This window comes from Paenibacillus sp. SYP-B3998 (genome assembly GCF_010820665.1).
GTDB lineage: Bacteria > Bacillota > Bacilli > Paenibacillales > NBRC-103111 > Paenibacillus_E.
Genome location: NZ_JAAIKC010000007.1, coordinates 71,050 through 87,968, shown reverse-complemented (window position 1 = coordinate 87,968; position 16,919 = coordinate 71,050). Strand labels below are relative to the sequence as shown.

Genomic DNA, 16,919 nt, shown 5'->3' with positions numbered 1-16,919 from the left:
ACAGGGGGCATTTGATTGATACATTTCTCAGAGGTTAACTATTTGGCTGTTTTAATTGCAACGATAATCACCATGTTTCTTGGATTCCTTTGGTATTCCCCACTCTTGTTCGGAAACACCTGGGCTAAGCTTCGAAATATACAAGTAAAGGATATGTCGGGAGGCGGCCCAGCAACGTACATCCTTACTGCCTTAACGGCATTGGGCGGAGCCTTTCTACTGGCCCTGCTGTTGACGCTCAGCGATACGACATCGCTCGCATCGGGGCTTACCGTCGGTCTACTCATTGGTTTGAGCATTTCCCTGAAAATAGGCATGAACTATTTGTTCGAAAACGGGAAAATCCAGTTATATTTCATTACAATTGGATATCATCTGGTTTCCTATCTTGTAGCAGGGCTTATTATCGGCGCTATGCAAGCATAGACTAGGGCCATTCGCTGGCTGTCCTTACTGTATCGAGACGCACGTCAAGAAATGCAAGGAGCTCGGAGGTACGAAACCCAGTTCAAAAGAATCCCCCCTGAATATAGTAAGGTAGCAAGCTTTATGGAGGGGATCTAATGCTTCAACTTAATGGAATTGTCGGCGGAAATTCGCCGATTTCTGTAGCTTCACGCAAAACCATCTTACTTCAGCAAATCGTAATTAACGTAAAAAGAGGGCAGAAACTCGTTTTGAAGGATATTAACTTTCTGTTCAACAACGAGTCTTTCTCGATAAAAGTTGAAGCCGCGCCATCATCTGGCACCTTCATTGCGAGGGGCGGGGCAGGCGATCTCCGCCCAAACAAAGTGTTAGTTCATAACACGACTAGGGGCGATCTACGTATTTTCCTGCTAGTCAGCGCCGTTAATGCAGCCAATAACACACGGTCATTGAGCCGCTCTGACAGCTGGCATCTCACATTTTCAAAGCAATAAATGTAAATGTAGTCTCCTTGAAGATACCCAAAAAAGCGAAGAGCATTCCCCTCTCGGGACGATGCTCTTCGCTTCATTTCCGTTCAAATCTAATTTTGCTTGTATCTAAACACGTAATTATGTCAATATCAATATATTAGTTGAATCACGAAAGGGCCGGGGCAGAATGACTTTCCAACAACTCCTTCAGATCATTCCACTCATTGAACATATCGAATCTCATTCCGCTTCCATTAAGATCGATTGTCCAGCAGACCAACACCTGCTTGTTCTTGTTAGACGTGGACATATCAAAATACAACTGCAAGACGGTGAACCTATTGTTTGTTCACAAGCTTATGCATGTCATCCCGATTTGGGCCCTTTCTATATACAAGCGCCAAAAACGAAGGAAGTTGAGTACGTCGTCTTCACTTACCGTCTGCTCCCTGAGCAAAGCACTTGGACGCTGCACGGCCCGCTCACGACGATTAGTGACTATAAAATTAACTATATGGTGGACGAATTAATCCGTACAACCCAAAATATTCACCCCCATTCAATCGAAGAAGAAGCCGCCCAGCAATTCAGAAAGAGGCTCATGTTCGAGCGAATTTTGTTCATTTATTTATACGAATCTCATATGACCTATGAGAAGAAATCCTCAGCGGAATCCATTGAAGAGACGCTCTCTTATATGAATGAACATTACATGGTGGCGCTCACGCTGCCTATGCTAGCTAGACGCGCAGGAATGAGTACCGGACACTACACCGTTCTGTTCAAAAAACGAACAGGAACGACCATGACCTCTTATTTACATACCCTTCGAATTGAAAAAGCAAAGCTACTGCTGCTCCAGAGCGATTTGCTGGCCAAAGAGGTCGCCCAGCGCGTTGGTTACGTGGATTATTTCCATTTTAGTAAAGTGTTCAAAAAAATGACAGGCTGCTCCCCGGCAACTTTTCAAGAAACCAAACGAACATCTAAAAATTAGACATGCCTAATCTTCTTATTTGATATGTTCGAATGGGACAGAATTCGATATGATTCCAAATGATAATAATAATCATTTGCAGGGGGAAATAGAAATGAACCATTGGATCCATCGTATGTTCAGTTTTGCATTGATAAGTATACTTGCCATAAGCCTTGTCGCTTGCGGGAAGTCGACGAATAATCAAACCGAAGCAACCACCACGCCGGGACAAGCGAGTACGAAGCCCACCACAGAAGCAAGCGGCAAAATTACGGTTCAAGACGCCGTTGGCACGGTCGAACTGCCAAAGAAACCTGAGCGAATTGTCGCCATGGAATTTGGCTTTACAGATACCCTAGTTACCTTAGGCGTACAACCCGTAGGCGTCGCCGACGATAATAGCCCTGATCTATTCATGGATTCCGTTAAAAGCCAATTAAAAAATTATAAATCCGTTGGTTCCCGTTATGAACCGAACATTGAACTTATTAGCTCACTGCAGCCCGAACTAATCATTGTAGACATTAATAAACATAAAAATGCGATTCCTCAATTGAAAGCCATTGCTCCGGTTCTGGTTCTGGATGACTTTCAAGCTGATTACAATCAAATGTTGAAAAACTATGCGATTATCGCAAAAGCAGTCGGTAAAGAAGAGGAAGGGAAGAAACGTTTAAGTGAACATCAAGCCAAAGTGGATACATTGAAAAAGAAACTTAAAACCACGGATCTTCGCGTGCTACCAGCTGTCGTGAATCCAAAAGGCTTCTTCGCTCATTCAGATCATTCCTACAGCGGTTCCTTCCTAGCTATGTTAGGTTTTACTGATCCAGTCAAAAACAACACGGCTTACCCGCAATTAACGCTGGAACAGCTCGTTGAAACGAATCCTCAAGCTCTGTTCTTGCTGCCAACGGAGAAAGAAACGATCGTCAAACAATGGGAGAGCAACCCGCTTTGGAAGAAGATCGATGCTGTAGCGAACAACAAAATATTCACTGTAGAACGACGCGATTGGTCGTTATCCCGTGGATTGCTCGGATCCGAGAAAATACTCGAGGATATTGTAAAGAATTTGGGAGAGTAGCCCCATGAACAAGCAACTATTTGGAAAGCAGAGCCGCACAGGGCCTCTGCTCTTCCTTTTTTCTGCATCTAGCCTGTTATTAGTATTCGGTCTCATCTGCAGCTTAAAATGGGGGCAATCCCCTGTTTCATGGCAAATCTTATATGAAGCTTTGACCTATCAAGGTCATGATAAAACCCATCTATTCATCCAAACATTACGTTTACCGCGCGCCTTCATGGCCTGCATCGTCGGTATTCAATTAGCCTTGGCAGGGCTTCTCACTCAGCTCACGACGAAAAACCCACTAGCTTCGCCTCACATCTTCGGGATTAATGCTGGCGCAGCATTAGCCGTTGTATTCGGCCTAGTGGCCGTTGCTGGCTTGGGCAATATGGGAACCATTATATTTGCTTTTATTGGAGCTGCGCTTGGGGCTCTTTTGGTCTGGTCGCTCGCAGGCACAGGCAACAAACAATACGTCCGTCTGGCATTAGCGGGGATAACGATTCACTTTCTACTATCCTCTCTAACCGAAGGACTCATTATCTTGAATCAGCAGGCCACGGATAGCATGATTTTCTGGCTCGTCGGCTCCTTGAGCAACGCTGCTTGGACAGAGGTTCGCGTTATTCTGCCTTTTCTCATTGGTGGTCTTCTGGCCTTCAGCTTCATGCTCCCGTCTTTTCGCTTGCTGCTCGTCGATGATGAGATTGCCGCTGGACTAGGCCAACGTATTACTGTGGTTCGAGCGATTAGTATGCTACTCGTCATCGTTCTTGCAGGCTCAGCAGTGGCCCTCTGTGGGCCAATCGGCTTTGTTTGCTTAATCGTTCCACACATCGCCCGCGCCTTAGTTGGGAGCAATCTAACTGTCCTTGCGCCGTTAACCGCACTGCTAGGGGGGAGTTTGCTGCTGTATGCCGACTTCATCAGTCGATTTATTGCCTTCCCTTTTGAATCTCCCGTAGGCATTGTAACTTCAGCTATAGGCGCCCCCTTCTTCATTTATTTAGCCCGCAAACAAGGAGGTGCCGCCAAATGAGAAAAAAAATCCTCTCCCTTGTCGCCGCCTTCCTGATCATGATCGTCCTTGCGATCCTATCCGTTCGTGTAGGAGCGGTTCCTGTGCCTTTCCGAGAAATATGGGCCAGCTTTCTACATGAAAATAACAAATCATTGTTCATTGTCAATCAAGTTAGAATGCCGCGAATCGTCGTTGGGATATTAGCCGGATTCGGCTTAGCCGTAGGCGGCGTAATCCTCCAAAGCTTAGTGCGGAATCCACTTGCGAGCCCCGATGTGATCGGGATTACAAAAGGAGCTGGCTTTGCTGCTGCGGCTGTTATTTTTCTATTTCCCAAAGCACCGAGCTACACCCTGCCTATTGCAGCTTTCGTCGGCGCTTTCACCGCTTTCATCATTCTTCTAGCGTTAAGTCGCCGACTAACACTGCGTCCTGCTTCCCTTGCTCTGGTCGGCGTTGCCATTGGAACCGTGTTCCAAGCGGGCACCCAATACTTGATTGTTCGACATCCCAGCGACATTAATATGGCGCTGCTATGGATGTCTGGCAGCCTGTGGAGCCGAAGGTGGCAGGACGTATATGCCCTGCTTCCTTGGATTGCCGTGCTTCTTCCCCTTGCGTGGCGGAACTTCGCTAAGTTGAACATTTTCCAACTTGGGGACGAGATCACTACCTCCTTGGGGCTAGGCATAGCCAAGCAGCGCTTCTGGCTGCTGCTTCTGGCCGTAGCCCTCGCAGGTTTTTCCGTATCAGCCGTTGGTGCGATCGGCTTCATTGGCTTAATCGCCCCGCATATCGCACGCAGCATCGTTGGCAGTCGCCATCAGTGGCTCATCCCGCTAGCTGCCCTCATCGGGGCTGATCTGATGCTCCTGGGCGATTGCCTCGGCCGAATTCTCATCATCCCGCGGGAGGTGCCCGTCGGTATCATGACGGCCGTAATCGGCGCCCCTTATTTCGTTTACTTACTACGAAGAGAACGAAAGAGCAGATCTTAAGCAAGTAGAAACAGGGGCTCTCCCACGGGGGTATCAGTAAATGAGCGAGTCCCAAATAATGTGCAAAAATGCCTTCATAAACCACTATGCAAGTGGGGATAAAGGCGTTTTTGGGGTAGGATTATTCATGTCAGAGTATGGGGGCCAAAAATCCGGAAATGACTTTTGAGACAGCCCCTCACTACTTATTTTTTTACGTAAAGTGAACCTAGCTATTTTACTTTAATTTGCTTTGCAATAACTCAATTAACTGCTTACCCGGATCTTTCATCTCACCTGTAGGGCGAGTTCCTTTTCCGTTGCTGTTCCCCTTACCATCAGACCCCTTAGTCGTAGACGATCCTTGACCCTGTTCTTTCCCTGCATCCTTAGAAGCATCAGCCTGAGCAGCAGAATCGGTATTCTTCGCCGCATCTCCACCCTCAGCATTTTTCTTGCCGTTACCGCCATTGCCATTGCCACGATTATTCATACGAGCAGCCGCATCATCCACAAACTTCTTCTGAGCATCCGTTAGCTTCTCCAACAATTTAGCTTTACTATCTTCGGTAAGTTCCCCTTTCGCAACGATATCTTGAGCGATCGGCAGCATCGTTTGCGCTTCCTCTTTGGTAATAGCCAAACCCTCTGCCTTGTCCAACATAAGTAGGGTTTGGAACGTACCGAACATTTGGCGCTGCTGTTGATTCATCATGGGTCTACCTTGGCCCGCTTGCTTCTGATCTGTTCCTTGAGCCTGACTTTGCTTTGCGGGTTGATCCGTGCTCACTGCCGCAGCTGCGGCGTTTTGAGCCGATGGGGCATTGCCGCAACCACTTAATAAAATCGGTATAAGAATACACACGCCGGTTAACTTTTTCATCTTCATTATTTTATCACGACTCCTATCTTTTTCCTTCCAAACAAGCTTACATCTGATTTATGAACAAACTGAGAATAGAAGCTGAACCTTTGCTAAAAGTTTACTTAAAATAGGATGAGTCAAGTAACGATTCAAGGTTTTATAGAAATAGGGAAACACCTATCTTTTCCATAAAAATAATATCAAACGTTTAATAATGGGAATATTTGTTCTATAATAAATAAGAACATTTGTTCTATTTTAGTTGTGTTAGTACCTATATCTTTCACTTTATTATATATAGCCTTTTAAAAGGAGGAGTGATCGTAAGTGTCCAATTTAATAACTGTCCAAACCTTTACACCCAAAGAGGAGCAATTTTATAAAGACTACAAGCTACAGAACCCCAAACTATTTAAGAACAAAATCATTGACCATTTCTTTCTAAATCCAAACCACGCCTATTTATTAGGTAAATATCTAATACGCCCTACATCTGAAAATGGCGAGCTGCTTGAGCACAAATTCCGCCAGTTTTTCTTTTGCATCCGCTTTACCAAGTATTTGAGTTCTCTCATCCGTTTTTGCGATATTGATTTTCATAGAAAAAGGCGCCGTCATGAAGAGAGAAGCCCCCTTGTTTTCGACGTTCCTTTAGGTGAAGACGAGGACAGGACACTAGGCGATTCTCTCTATTCACAATCTTTTCATAGGCAATCCGAAGCGCCATTAAAAGAACCCGAGCTCTTTCAGTGGACATTAGAGAACGAGTACCTTTTTGCAGCGTTTAATGAGCTGACCGAAAGGCAAAAGCTTGTCATCACCTTGGCCTACTCCACTTATGCATTAGATACCGAAATCGCCGATTATATTCAGATATCGCAACAGGCTGTAACAAAAATAAGAATACTAGCACTAAATAAAATGAGAAATTACTTACTTTCACCTGGAATTTCCCACCAACGATCCAAAAAAGAAGCAAGGAGGCGAGCCGAATCATGCAAGATACTCCGTTCATCACACTGATTACCACTTCCATTTCTAATTTCGGTTTTCCTATTGTGCTAACGGGTTACTTATTAATGCGTTCTGAAAAAAAGATTGAAGCATTAAATACAACGATATTGGAGCTGCTTCAGTTAATAAGAGATGAGGTCCGTAATAAATAATGACAAACCCAAATTTATATGAACTGGTCCTTAAAGCAAAACATGGGGATAAAGATTCGATGAATCGAATCTTAGAGCTCTTTCACCCCATCATTCAACAAGTTTGTAACCGGACAAACAAGAATGATCGGCATGATCTCAGGCAGCACCTTGCAGAAAAGATCATTCAATCTGTAATTGCCTATGATATGGATACCGTTCCTGACTACTCCACTTTTTGCAAGCTCATCCTGCATTGAATAATTCCGAAGATCCGCATCGTTCATCGTTCATGCAGGTCTTTTTTTGATTTTCTCACTAGAATAATCGACTTATGTAAGGAAGTGCATGCTTTATGCAGCTAAGTTAAAAAGAAAAAACACCTTTCTTAAGGTGTCTAGTTTTCACATTTTATAAATATACCTAGCGGTCGATCAAGGACAGCTTTCCAACATGACACCTTTCCCGAGCCGAACAGCCTCCTGCCAGTAGTAGTCAGCTACAGCTATATCAAATACCGCGAGACCCATCGGGTTAAAATAAACAGGCTCCTCCGCGCGAAATTCAGCTAGCCCGTCGCGGAGTCCTACATCTGCCATCGTGCGGACATCAGACTCTTGCAGACCGCACCGAATATGCAGCTGCTCCACATCCGTGTTTTCACGGCTTACCTCCTGCCAATCGTCAACGATGATCGCCTTCACCTTCGCCACGCTTTCAGGCAAGTAGTCCCTTAACGATACGTTGAGCAGCAGCGCCCCCGTTGGCGGCGCCTCGTCGATATATCTTTCTTTCGCGACCGTACAAGTGGCAATCACATTCGAACTTCGATAGAGGGACTGCCAGTCGTCAGCAATGTCAGTAATCGCCCGAACAGCTTCTGGCACTGAGTCCCAATCAATTCCTTGGAGATCGAACAAGGTGACTCGTTTCAACTTATTCCCAAATCTTTCCGCGCACATCTCAAGGTGCAAGCGGCCTATTGGCCCCCACCCAATAATACCTACTTGCAGTTCAGCTGGCTGCCTCGCTGCCACATATGCACGGAGCATGAACCCGCTAACCGCAGCGGTGCGTAATCCACTCAGCAACCCGCTATGAAAGAAAGCAATCGGCTCCCCTGTTGAGGTATCGTTTAGGATAATTGTATTTTGCGCTCTAGGCAGCCCTAGGCGATTATTGTTAGGAAAACTTGCAATCCACTTGATTCCTGCCCTATTCATATTTCCACCGACGAAGGCAGGCATCGCAATCATGCGGTTTGCGGGATCATGGAAGCGTAAATAGGGCTTAAGAGGGTGCACACAATCGCCTTGTTCTTTGATTCTAACAACCTCTTCTATTAAGCCGATTAACCTCTTCCAGTCGATTCCGATCTCGCGTATATGCCCATCATGCAAATATATCATGTTAAGATCCTCCCTTAGAGGAAGAAGGATCAAAGTTAAGTTCCTGCCGTACCCATTCATCATTGTATACCGTGTTCATATACCGTTCGCCCCGATCCGGTAAGATGACAACGCATACCGCCCCCTCCGGGATACTCCCCGCCATCCTGCGCAAGGCGGAAATCACGCCTCCAGCCGATGCCCCCGCCAAAATGGCCTCATGGCGGACCAAATCACGACAACCTTGAACGCATTCCTCCTCTGATGCATACACAACGAGATCTGCTACGTCATGTCGATAAAGTCCCGGGGATATGCCTGCACCCAAGCCAGGGAATCTCCGCGGGCCTTTTTGGCCGCCAAAGATAACGCTCCCCTCCGCGTCAACCGCTACGATCTTCGTAGACCACTGACGACTACGAATATATTCCATACATCCGCGTATTGTTCCACATGAACTAACACCGCAGAATAGGTAGTCGATCGGCCCAAGCTGATCCCCGATTTCCTTCATCGTTGTTTCGGCATGCGCCAAATAATTGTCTGGATTCCCGTACTGATTGGTCCAAAAGGAGCCGGGTATTCGATCAAGCAGCTCGCCAACTCTACGGATCCGTGCCGGTAGGAACTCACCTGTCTCTTCATCAGGCTCCGTAACCAAGTCAATTTCTCCATGGAAGCTCCGGATAATCTGCTTATGCTGCTCCGTCGTTCGTATATCGACTACGCAAATGAAACGAATCCCTAGATAGCAGCATAACTGCGCCAAGCTTATCGCCAAGTTGCCTGAACTTGATTCGATGATAACGCTATCGGGAGTGATCTCACCACGCCTTATCGCCTCTTTAATCATAAAGAGCGCAGGTCTATCCTTGGCACTCCCCCCTGGATTCATCCACTCCAGCTTTCCATAAACACGAAATGGATCCGCTTCGAACAATCGCTCGAGTCTGACAAGCGGAGTGCCGCCTATGGCCTCAACGATGCCTCCCTCGAGTTTCATACGCATCCCTCTCCTTTATTCATATCCGATTTTCTTGCCTTTGACTGAGCTGCGAAGCTGTGAGTCCTCGAAAGGTGCCCAAATAACTTGAATTCCTTCCAGAATCCCGGCGCGAATCATCAGACCAATCTCCGGGATGCAGTTCTCCAAATCATACCGAATGCTCTCCAGCACCAAGCTTGTTTCAGTCACGCTATATACATACACGCGCAGCGCATTGCCCACTACCTTCACGCGAACACTTGCGTTACCCAGATGGCGATACACCACGTCCTCTATATCGTAAATGCTAATCTTCTCGCCGTGCTTTAGATCGGGCCCGATTCTTTTTACAATGCTTTGAAAGGTCTGTCTGGGCTTATCATCCACCATGATCGTACGCAGATCGCGAACAACATCGTAAGTGACATAACGTAAGGCAGGAAATGACTCCCTCACCGTAGATGTTAGAACAAGCACTTGCTCGTCCTCATTCTTCAAGGGCTCCAGTTCTTCTCCAAGCTTCTCTGGACTAATACCTTCACCTATGAGTCCCTCTGCCAACAGGTACCGTCCATGTTGGTGTGAGAAGTAGGCGATAGTCCCTATTTCAATGGAGCCATACGTATCTGTTATTTGTTCCATTCCTATGCACATGCGTTCAGATACCCGCTTGATCCAGCCAGGAGAAGCAATTTCCCCGACAAGAATAACATGACGAATTCCATAAGCAGTCGGATCATCAGAAGCTAATAATATACGTTCCAAAATAGACGGCATCGTATAAAAAACTTCAGGTCTAAAGCTTGTCAAACGCTCTATATGCTTCTCGATGGGCAGCTGGAAGGAGAGCGACTCCACTTCCATGTTCAGACGACGAAACACTTCTACAGCTGTCGCCTCAGCATGCCCTGTACCCATATCCGCCATTGCTGATTGAAACCCATTCGGTCCAAGAATGGTTCTGAAGATATCGAGTTTAATCCGCAAGTAGGCCTCTTCATCCGACTCGGAGTAGTAGATTGCTTTGCGTCTTTTGGAACTCGTTCCGGATGTTTGGTATCGGTTTAATTCGCCGCATTGTGCCAGTGGATTATTTTCAATATAATAGTGTGCTTCCAATACGGATGCTGTCACCAAAGGCAATCGGTCCAAACGAACTGCTGAGAGTTCCTGCTCTACATCTATCTGATCCTTATACCAAGGAAAGTACCTTGACATTCGTTGGATTGTTCCCTTCATTTCTGTAAGCTTCGACACCGTTTCTTCCCTCACCCGTCTTCTCTGTCCGACGTGATCACAATTACTGCCTACACATCCTATGCAATTCACCTGTATGTCGTTCTTTCCGTCTTAAATTTCCGAGTAGAATACCATGGTAACTATCACCTCTAGAGCTGTGGATTCGTATGATGCAGGAAGAACAATCTTGCGCGGAAGAAGGTACTACCTATGCAAAATAACCTGAAATACGTTTCAAACAAGCTGTTGAAGACCCGCATCGTACTGAACGACCGGAAATTGGCAAAGCATGTACCGCACACTCGTCCTTTTCAAAGGATACATTTATTCGCCATGCTGGAGCGTTATAACATGGTCTACGTGAAGCCGAACACAGGATCGTTGGGCATCGGTGTCATGCGGGTTGAGAAAGGCGCAAACCTTTACCGATATCAAAGTGGAGTTCGGGCATTCACCTTTCCAACCTTTCAAGCAATGTGCCGATCCTTACAAAAGAAAATTGGCAAAAAAAAATACCTCATCCAAAAAGGCATCCACGTACTTAAATACGATGGACGCCCTTACGACTTTCGTGTCATGATTCAAAAAAATCCCGCGGGTACATGGGAATGTACAGGAACTGTCGCTCGAGTCGCTCACCCTCGTAAAGCAGTCACCAACGGCAGCCAAGGCGGAACGATATTTCTTGCACCTAACCTTATTGAACCAACAGCAGGCACCGAGAAGACCGCCCGGCTGCTTAGTCAAATGGAACGTTTAGCCCGGCTGACAGCCGTTCAGTTCAGCCGCGCCTACCCAGCAATGAATGAGCTTGGACTTGATATCGCCGTTGACCGTCAATTAAATCCTTGGATCTTAGAAGTGAATACACGTCCCGATCCTTGTCCGTTCACCAAACTAGCGGATAAAAAAATAATTAATAAAATCGTCGGTTACGCCAAATCCTATGGTCGAAGATACTGTTTAACCTGCTCCAAAGCGAAAAGATCGCCTGATCATACATGAAAGAAATGCAGGGGTTTCTATTGTGGATAGATAATATTGTGGATATGTTGACATGTATGTAGAAAGTTATTAACAATAAGGCTTTATTGATTGTGGGGTTTGTGCATAAGTTTGTGGATAACCTGTATAGATAAATAAAAACGAGAGCCCTAGGGTCTCTCGCTTTTATTTAGTAACTTTTTCTTTCTCAAGTATCTCATCTATTTCATGTTTCAACAAAAGATACCTATGGACACTTCTCATGATTGGAACTTTCGTCAACTTGTTCTTGTCCACGTATAGCTTCATTTGGTCCTTGGAGAGGCCTAATGATTCTCCCGCTTCCGTAACCGTTAACACAACTTCATTGCTTGTTGCATTAAAAGTGGTCTTCACTTTTTGATTCCAATCTTCAAATACATGCATTTACCAGCAACACCCTTCTCATTAAGTCAATACATTCTTTATTGACTTGAATTCATTAATTATACCACGAACCAATCATTTATGCTTAAACAGATTCTACAAGTTGTTTCATCTGCAGCCTCACTTCCAACAACGGCACCATATTCCCCACATACATCACACAATAATTCCTACAAAAAAAAGAGAGCACCTTCTCAGGTACTCTCCTCAAACTTCACATCTTAGAAACGTTTGGCAACTTCTTTTGCTTGTACAATTGCTTTTTCTTTGATGGCTTGTGCTTGGTCTGGCTTAGCGCCCATACCTTCTACAAAGATTCCCTCAAAAGAAGGAACGCCATGGAACTGCATAATTTTCCCGAGGTAGCTATAACCATTTTCAAATCCTGCAGTAGGCCCTTCGGAATAAATGCCACCGCTGGCTTGAATGTGAACAGCCTTTTTATCTTTTAATAGACCCACTGGCCCATTTTCTGTATAAGAGAAAGTTTTACCAGCCACACAAATCGCATCAATATAAGCTTTAAGAATTGGAGGGAAAGAAAAATTCCACATTGGGGATACATAAACGTATTTATCAGCCGCTATATATTGGTCTACAATTTCGCCCAAACGAGTAACTTTGGCTTTTTCAGCATCAGAAAGCTGGTCAAATGAAGAGCCGGATCTTAATTTGCCCCAACCGCTAAATACGTCAGCGTCAATTTGAGGAATATCTGACTTGTACAGATCAAGAAGAACAACTTCATCAGATGGATTAGCTTCACGGTATGCGTCAATAAACTCTTTCCCTACTGCCAAACTAAATGAAGTTTGATGATCATTAGGGTGTGCCGTAATATAAAGAACTTTTGCCATGATAGAATACTTCCCTTCTTATCTGATATTTTTATAATTACAGTTTGATTATAACTTATTTCTAGCCAATATAAAACTAGTATTAACTTACTTTATTAAAAAAATATTTTTATTCTTTCGCTTTATCTAAAAGCTCCAGCAAAGCCTGTGGCAGGGCAAACTGCTGATTGTTAATAATGATTCGATTCAGCTTCTCTTCGGATATTTCTGACTGCTCTTCTTTGATAACCTCAATTTCCTTATGGAGACGTTCCATCTGCTGATCTAGAACAGACGCGGCAAATGCGGCTTGCTTTAATTCGGCAAGTAGTCGCTCGGGTACAACTTGATTGTCTTCATTGTATTTATAATAGATTTTGTGCTCTAAGCTAGCCCAGAAATCCATAGCAATCGTACGAATTTGAACTTCAATACATACACTTTCTCGCCGATCCGACATATGAACCGGCACATCAATCAACAAGTGAAGACTTTGATAGCCGTTTGGTTTCGGGTTCTTAATGTAATCTTTCTCTTCCGTGACCTTCAGATCACTTTGATTTTTTAGCATTTGGCTAATTAAATAAATATCAGATATAAATGAACAGGTGATGCGCAGACCTGCAATATCTTTAATATTATCTCTAATGCCAGAGAACGAAATATCGCTCCCCTTTCTATACAGCTTGTTCAAAATACTCTCAGGCGACTTCAACCGAGATTTCGTATGCTCGATCGGATTATATTCATGCAGCATCTCGAATTCTTGCACTAAAATTTCAATTCTTGTCTCCATTTCGTCCAGGGCGAATTTGTACATCATCATGAATCTTGTTATGTCATTCTTAAATTGTTTCAATTGATTTATTGAAAGTTGGCTCATCCTCTTTATTCCTTCCTCTATCTCAGATCTAACCACTTGATTGATCTTGATTTCACCGAAGCAGTCATGTCTTGTTTATGGTTATTTTCCTACTCCTCGTTAGTTTAAAGTACTTCTATCCTTTGGTGCAAATTTAACATGAAATGTGTGCAAATCTTTCTTCCTTGACACCTGGGAAGGTGTCTTGTATAGTATCAGATATAGTTTTATTATGGTTACTTACGACGGAAGCACCCGTAAGAAAAGGCTCAATGCCTTTTTCTTGCAGGTGCTTTTTTTGTTGTAAATGGCTATAAAATTTTATGAATCTAAGGGAGGCTTTTTATTGAAAAATCTTAAGCATGTGACTACTTTATTTACCGCTCTGATGCTGGCTTCAGCCGTTCCGACCGCGGCAGCTGCTGCTTCCGTGGAAATCACAGCATCCATGAAATCTTCGATCGATAAAATGATCACCTCCGCAGATCGCACGCAAGCAGGTAAAATCAACTCCTTATACAATGAACTCCTCACACTACAAAAACAAGAACAGGACTGGGATGTGAAAATTAATGCCCAGCACACCGCCAATGCAGAAACTTTAGTCGTTCTCAACAAACAAATTAAAGCAGTCGATGGAGCTAAATTAGACAAGCTAGAAGCCGACGTCGCACAAACAAGAGGGCGGCACAAACTATTATTAGATCGATATAGTTCGTTAAATAAACAGATCGATGCTGCCAAGCTGCTGAAAGACAAAGATCTCAATAGTGCGCTTCGTTTCCAAGCAACGCTCATGAGAATTCCTGTGCAATTGGCGCGCATGGACATAAAGAACAAGGAAAAAGCATTGCAGACCGCCAAAGAGCAGGCCTCCAAAACGATTAAAAAAATTCGCGCCACCTTAGCAGACAACGATCAAGTTAAAACACAGATTAAAGCCAAGAAAAGTGCTATTAAAACAATAGATACCAGCGTGAACCCTGTATGGAGCGCTTTTAAACAAGCTGTTAAAAAAGAAGAACCAACTAGCGTTCTTAGTTCTCTCTCTCCCTTAGTCTCCCTAATACGCCAGCTTAGTGACGAAAAACAAAACATGTATAAGCTTGAAACAAAGATCAATGATACTCTTGCTGCCGTCAAAGCTCAGTTACCTTAGCGGAAAGTAGCTCAGACATCGTACAAAGAAAAAGAAGCCCTAGACTAGCTAGATGCCCCTTCTAATAGATCATATGGAATACCTATTGCTTCATTCGAGGGTCAAGTACATCCCTCAGTCCATCCCCGATGAGGTTAAACCCTAGCACGGTGAGCATGATTGAGAGACCTGGAAATAAGACCGTCCATGGTGCATTTTGGATAAACTGACGTGAATCGGAAAGCATTTTCCCCCATTCAGGATCCGGTGGCTGCGCACCCATTCCGAGGAAACCAAGGGCGGCACATTCAATGATCGCGGTCGCTATCCCCAACGTTCCTTGGACGATGATTGGTCCTAAGCTGTTTGGTAAAATGTGCGACAAAAGAATACGTGCATCTTTCATCCCCAGCGCTTTGGCAGCCGTTACGTATTCTTCCGTACGAAGACTGAGTACCTTGGAGCGAACCAGCCGCCCAAATACGGGAATGTTCACAATCGCAATGGCAAGCAGAGCATTTTGCAGAGATGGCCCTAATACCGCTACAACCGCGATCGCAAGGAGAATGCTCGGGAAAGCAAGCAAAATATCAAAAAAGCGAGAAATGAAAATATCAATCCATCTGCCGTAAAACCCTGCCAAAATACCGAGAAACGTACCCGCCACGATTGAACCGAGTACGGAGGCAATCCCCACCCACAGTGAAATACGAGTGCCGTAGACGATCCTTGTGAACAAATCTCGTCCAAGGTCGTCTGTTCCGAACCAATGCGTTGCGCTCGGGCCTTGTAAGCGGTCTAGAAGCACCTGCTCCTTATAATCATAATGGGTGATCAGCGGAGCCAGAAACGCAACCGCTGCAAAAAAGAGAATAATCATCATCCCGAGCATCGCCAGTTTATTACGGCGAAAAGCCCGCCAGCCTTCCCTCCAAGGACCGGAGGTCACGACCTTCGTCTGCTTCGGTTCTATGTACAAGACAACTTGTGACAACGGCCTTCCCTCCCTTACTTGTAGCTAATGCGCGGATCAATCGCCGCGTACAAAAGATCGACAAACAGATTGATCATAACGAATATAAAGGCAATAATGAGAATCCCCGATTGAATAACGGGATAGTCGCGAGAAGCGATCGCTTCATAAATGTAACGTCCAACCCCAGGCCATGCAAAAATAGTTTCTGTCAGTACCGCTCCGCCCAATAGTAGGCCAATTTGAAGGCCGATCACCGTAATAACCGGAATGAGCGCATTTTTAAACGCATGCTTGTACACGACAAAAAATTTGGATACTCCTTTGGCACGCGCTGTTCGAATAAAGTCAGAACGGAGTACTTCGAGCATACTGGATCTAGTCATCCGCGCAATAATCGCCATCGGGATCGTTCCCAGCGCGATCCCCGGTAGGATGAGATGCTTGATCACTGTCCAGACTTGATCTAGACGTCCAGCAATAAAGGCATCGATGATGTATAGATGGGTGACCGCCTCGACCGGATCCCGCACATCCACTCGACCGATAGAAGGAAGCCATTGCAGCTTCAATGAAAACAGCCACTGCTCCATAAGACCCAACCAGAAAACGGGCATAGAAACCCCGATAAGAGCAATAAGCATGCTCGTAAAATCAAACCATGAATTTTGTCTCCACGCACTCAAAATGCCCGCATTCACGCCAAATAGAACAGCAATGAGCATGCTGACGAATGTAAGTTCAAGCGTTGCCGCCAGATACGGTTTCATTTCTTTAGCAATCGGTTCTTTGGTACGGATAGAGGTTCCCAGATCGCCACGGAGTAAACTTCCCAAATACGAAAAGTATTGAACGGCTGCCGGACGATCAAGGCCTAGTTCCAGCCGGAGCGCCTGCTTCGATTCCTTACTCGCCTTTTCTCCGAGAATCGTTTCGGCAGGGTCGCCAGGAATCGCATGAATGATAGAGAAAACAATAATGGTCATTCCGAGTAGCACGGGCACGAGCTGGAGAAGACGTCTGAGCATATACGATACCATAATGGGTTCACTCCTGCTTCGCGAGAAGATATAAGTAATGAAAAGTGAGGCAGGTGGCGCCTGCCTCCCCTTTGTTAATAAAGCTAC

The 16,919-nt window shown here is 45.0% G+C and carries 20 protein-coding genes; 11 read left to right on the top strand and 9 right to left on the bottom strand.

Translation table 11 applies throughout. From position 1 onward, the window contains the following. The first annotated feature begins 15 nt into the window (after positions 1-15). From GK047_RS18165 to GK047_RS18140, 6 genes are all read left to right on the top strand, one after another. Positions 16-426, top strand: coding sequence for a DUF1761 domain-containing protein (locus GK047_RS18165; protein ID WP_163949823.1), 411 nt, complete (start codon positions 16-18; stop codon positions 424-426). 137 nt (positions 427-563) lie between these two features. Then, the gene (locus GK047_RS18160; protein ID WP_163949820.1) at positions 564-923 is read left to right on the top strand and encodes a hypothetical protein; all 360 of its coding nucleotides are present in this window, start codon (positions 564-566) and stop codon (positions 921-923) included. 166 nt (positions 924-1,089) lie between these two features. After that, positions 1,090-1,899, top strand: coding sequence for a helix-turn-helix transcriptional regulator (locus GK047_RS18155; protein ID WP_163949817.1), 810 nt, complete (start codon positions 1,090-1,092; stop codon positions 1,897-1,899). Between the two features lie 94 nt (positions 1,900-1,993). Next, the gene (locus GK047_RS18150; protein WP_163949814.1) at positions 1,994-2,968 is read left to right on the top strand and encodes an ABC transporter substrate-binding protein; all 975 of its coding nucleotides are present in this window, start codon (positions 1,994-1,996) and stop codon (positions 2,966-2,968) included. Positions 2,969-2,972: 4 nt separating this feature from the next. Next, complete coding sequence (locus GK047_RS18145) at positions 2,973-3,992, top strand: FecCD family ABC transporter permease (protein ID WP_163949811.1); 1,020 nt, start codon at positions 2,973-2,975, stop codon at positions 3,990-3,992. Next, entirely contained in the window at positions 3,989-4,972 is a 984-nt protein-coding gene (locus GK047_RS18140) for a FecCD family ABC transporter permease (RefSeq protein WP_163949809.1), read from the top strand. Before GK047_RS18145 ends, GK047_RS18140 begins: the two co-directional genes overlap by 4 nt. A 217-nt stretch (positions 4,973-5,189) precedes the next feature. Here GK047_RS18140 and GK047_RS18135 read toward each other — a convergent pair whose 3' ends face one another. After that, positions 5,190-5,840: a hypothetical protein gene (locus tag GK047_RS18135; protein WP_205516865.1), complete on the bottom strand. Its 651-nt coding sequence runs from the start codon at positions 5,838-5,840 to the stop codon at positions 5,190-5,192. A 303-nt stretch (positions 5,841-6,143) separates the two neighbouring features. Here GK047_RS18135 and GK047_RS18130 point away from each other — a divergent pair, with 303 nt between their 5' ends. Genes GK047_RS18130 through GK047_RS30675 form a run of 3 tightly spaced genes read left to right on the top strand, consistent with a single transcriptional unit; the run spans position 6,144 to position 7,221 of the window. Beyond that, complete coding sequence (locus GK047_RS18130) at positions 6,144-6,839, top strand: sigma-70 family RNA polymerase sigma factor (RefSeq protein WP_163949801.1); 696 nt, start codon at positions 6,144-6,146, stop codon at positions 6,837-6,839. Next, the gene (locus GK047_RS18125) at positions 6,812-6,982 is read left to right on the top strand and encodes a YvrJ family protein (protein WP_163949798.1); all 171 of its coding nucleotides are present in this window, start codon (positions 6,812-6,814) and stop codon (positions 6,980-6,982) included. Before GK047_RS18130 ends, GK047_RS18125 begins: the two co-directional genes overlap by 28 nt. Further along, positions 6,982-7,221 (top strand): helix-turn-helix domain-containing protein, encoded by a 240-nt coding sequence (locus GK047_RS30675; protein ID WP_163949797.1) that lies wholly within the window; start codon positions 6,982-6,984, stop codon positions 7,219-7,221. Before GK047_RS18125 ends, GK047_RS30675 begins: the two co-directional genes overlap by 1 nt. 174 nt (positions 7,222-7,395) lie before the next feature. On the opposite strand, the gene GK047_RS18115 is transcribed toward GK047_RS30675, so the two are convergent. The 3 genes from GK047_RS18115 to GK047_RS18105 are packed head-to-tail and all read right to left on the bottom strand — an operon-like array spanning position 7,396 to position 10,573. Beyond that, entirely contained in the window at positions 7,396-8,370 is a 975-nt protein-coding gene (locus tag GK047_RS18115; protein WP_163949795.1) for a 2,3-diaminopropionate biosynthesis protein SbnB, read from the bottom strand. Position 8,371: 1 nt separating this feature from the next. After that, complete coding sequence (sbnA, locus tag GK047_RS18110) at positions 8,372-9,352, bottom strand: 2,3-diaminopropionate biosynthesis protein SbnA (RefSeq protein WP_240344029.1); 981 nt, start codon at positions 9,350-9,352, stop codon at positions 8,372-8,374. Positions 9,353-9,367: 15 nt separating this feature from the next. After that, positions 9,368-10,573, bottom strand: coding sequence for a phenylacetate--CoA ligase family protein (locus tag GK047_RS18105; RefSeq protein WP_240344028.1), 1,206 nt, complete (start codon positions 10,571-10,573; stop codon positions 9,368-9,370). Between the two features lie 210 nt (positions 10,574-10,783). Between GK047_RS18105 and GK047_RS18100 the strand changes: the two genes are divergently transcribed. Beyond that, a complete protein-coding gene (locus tag GK047_RS18100) occupies positions 10,784-11,578 on the top strand; it encodes a YheC/YheD family protein (RefSeq protein ID WP_163949791.1) in 795 nt (264 codons plus the stop codon). 165 nt (positions 11,579-11,743) lie between these two features. Here GK047_RS18100 and GK047_RS18095 read toward each other — a convergent pair whose 3' ends face one another. From GK047_RS18095 to GK047_RS18085, 3 genes are all read right to left on the bottom strand, one after another. Further along, positions 11,744-11,983, bottom strand: coding sequence for a MerR family transcriptional regulator (locus GK047_RS18095; protein WP_163949790.1), 240 nt, complete (start codon positions 11,981-11,983; stop codon positions 11,744-11,746). A 221-nt stretch (positions 11,984-12,204) separates the two neighbouring features. Beyond that, on the bottom strand, positions 12,205-12,840 hold the full coding sequence (locus GK047_RS18090) for an FMN-dependent NADH-azoreductase (protein ID WP_163949788.1): 636 nt from the start codon (positions 12,838-12,840) through the stop codon (positions 12,205-12,207). Between the two features lie 109 nt (positions 12,841-12,949). Further along, positions 12,950-13,702 carry a GTP pyrophosphokinase gene (locus tag GK047_RS18085; protein ID WP_163949787.1) on the bottom strand — a complete coding sequence of 251 codons (753 nt, stop codon included), beginning with the start codon at positions 13,700-13,702 and terminating at the stop codon, positions 12,950-12,952. Between the two features lie 325 nt (positions 13,703-14,027). On the opposite strand from GK047_RS18085, the gene GK047_RS18080 reads away from it, so the two are divergent. After that, positions 14,028-14,840: a hypothetical protein gene (locus tag GK047_RS18080; RefSeq protein WP_163949785.1), complete on the top strand. Its 813-nt coding sequence runs from the start codon at positions 14,028-14,030 to the stop codon at positions 14,838-14,840. Positions 14,841-14,922: 82 nt separating this feature from the next. Here the strand turns inward: GK047_RS18080 and GK047_RS18075 are convergent, their stop codons facing one another. Further along, positions 14,923-15,813 carry an ABC transporter permease gene (locus GK047_RS18075; RefSeq protein ID WP_163949783.1) on the bottom strand — a complete coding sequence of 297 codons (891 nt, stop codon included), beginning with the start codon at positions 15,811-15,813 and terminating at the stop codon, positions 14,923-14,925. 14 nt (positions 15,814-15,827) lie between these two features. Then, the gene (locus GK047_RS18070; protein WP_163949782.1) at positions 15,828-16,832 is read right to left on the bottom strand and encodes an ABC transporter permease; all 1,005 of its coding nucleotides are present in this window, start codon (positions 16,830-16,832) and stop codon (positions 15,828-15,830) included. Positions 16,833-16,919: the final 87 nt, after the last annotated feature.

What these genes read in the sequence shown, in the direction of transcription:
- GK047_RS18150 (WP_163949814.1), top strand. Translation starts at nt 1,994, where the DNA reads ATGAACCATTGGATCCATCGTATGTTCAGTTTTGCATTGATAAGTATA.
- GK047_RS18145 (WP_163949811.1), top strand. Translation starts at nt 2,973, where the DNA reads ATGAACAAGCAACTATTTGGAAAGCAGAGCCGCACAGGGCCTCTGCTC.
- GK047_RS30675 (WP_163949797.1), top strand. Translation starts at nt 6,982, where the DNA reads ATGACAAACCCAAATTTATATGAACTGGTCCTTAAAGCAAAACATGGG.
- GK047_RS18155 (WP_163949817.1), top strand. Translation starts at nt 1,090, where the DNA reads ATGACTTTCCAACAACTCCTTCAGATCATTCCACTCATTGAACATATC.
- GK047_RS18100 (WP_163949791.1), top strand. Translation starts at nt 10,784, where the DNA reads ATGCAAAATAACCTGAAATACGTTTCAAACAAGCTGTTGAAGACCCGC.
- GK047_RS18090 (WP_163949788.1), bottom strand. Translation starts at nt 12,840, where the DNA reads ATGGCAAAAGTTCTTTATATTACGGCACACCCTAATGATCATCAAACT.
- GK047_RS18085 (WP_163949787.1), bottom strand. Translation starts at nt 13,702, where the DNA reads ATGAGCCAACTTTCAATAAATCAATTGAAACAATTTAAGAATGACATA.
- sbnA (WP_240344029.1), bottom strand. Translation starts at nt 9,352, where the DNA reads ATGAAACTCGAGGGAGGCATCGTTGAGGCCATAGGCGGCACTCCGCTT.
- GK047_RS18125 (WP_163949798.1), top strand. Translation starts at nt 6,812, where the DNA reads ATGCAAGATACTCCGTTCATCACACTGATTACCACTTCCATTTCTAAT.
- GK047_RS18105 (WP_240344028.1), bottom strand. Translation starts at nt 10,573, where the DNA reads ATGAAGGGAACAATCCAACGAATGTCAAGGTACTTTCCTTGGTATAAG.
- GK047_RS18135 (WP_205516865.1), bottom strand. Translation starts at nt 5,840, where the DNA reads ATGAAGATGAAAAAGTTAACCGGCGTGTGTATTCTTATACCGATTTTA.
- GK047_RS18160 (WP_163949820.1), top strand. Translation starts at nt 564, where the DNA reads ATGCTTCAACTTAATGGAATTGTCGGCGGAAATTCGCCGATTTCTGTA.
- GK047_RS18070 (WP_163949782.1), bottom strand. Translation starts at nt 16,832, where the DNA reads ATGGTATCGTATATGCTCAGACGTCTTCTCCAGCTCGTGCCCGTGCTA.
- GK047_RS18115 (WP_163949795.1), bottom strand. Translation starts at nt 8,370, where the DNA reads ATGATATATTTGCATGATGGGCATATACGCGAGATCGGAATCGACTGG.
- GK047_RS18095 (WP_163949790.1), bottom strand. Translation starts at nt 11,983, where the DNA reads ATGCATGTATTTGAAGATTGGAATCAAAAAGTGAAGACCACTTTTAAT.
- GK047_RS18140 (WP_163949809.1), top strand. Translation starts at nt 3,989, where the DNA reads ATGAGAAAAAAAATCCTCTCCCTTGTCGCCGCCTTCCTGATCATGATC.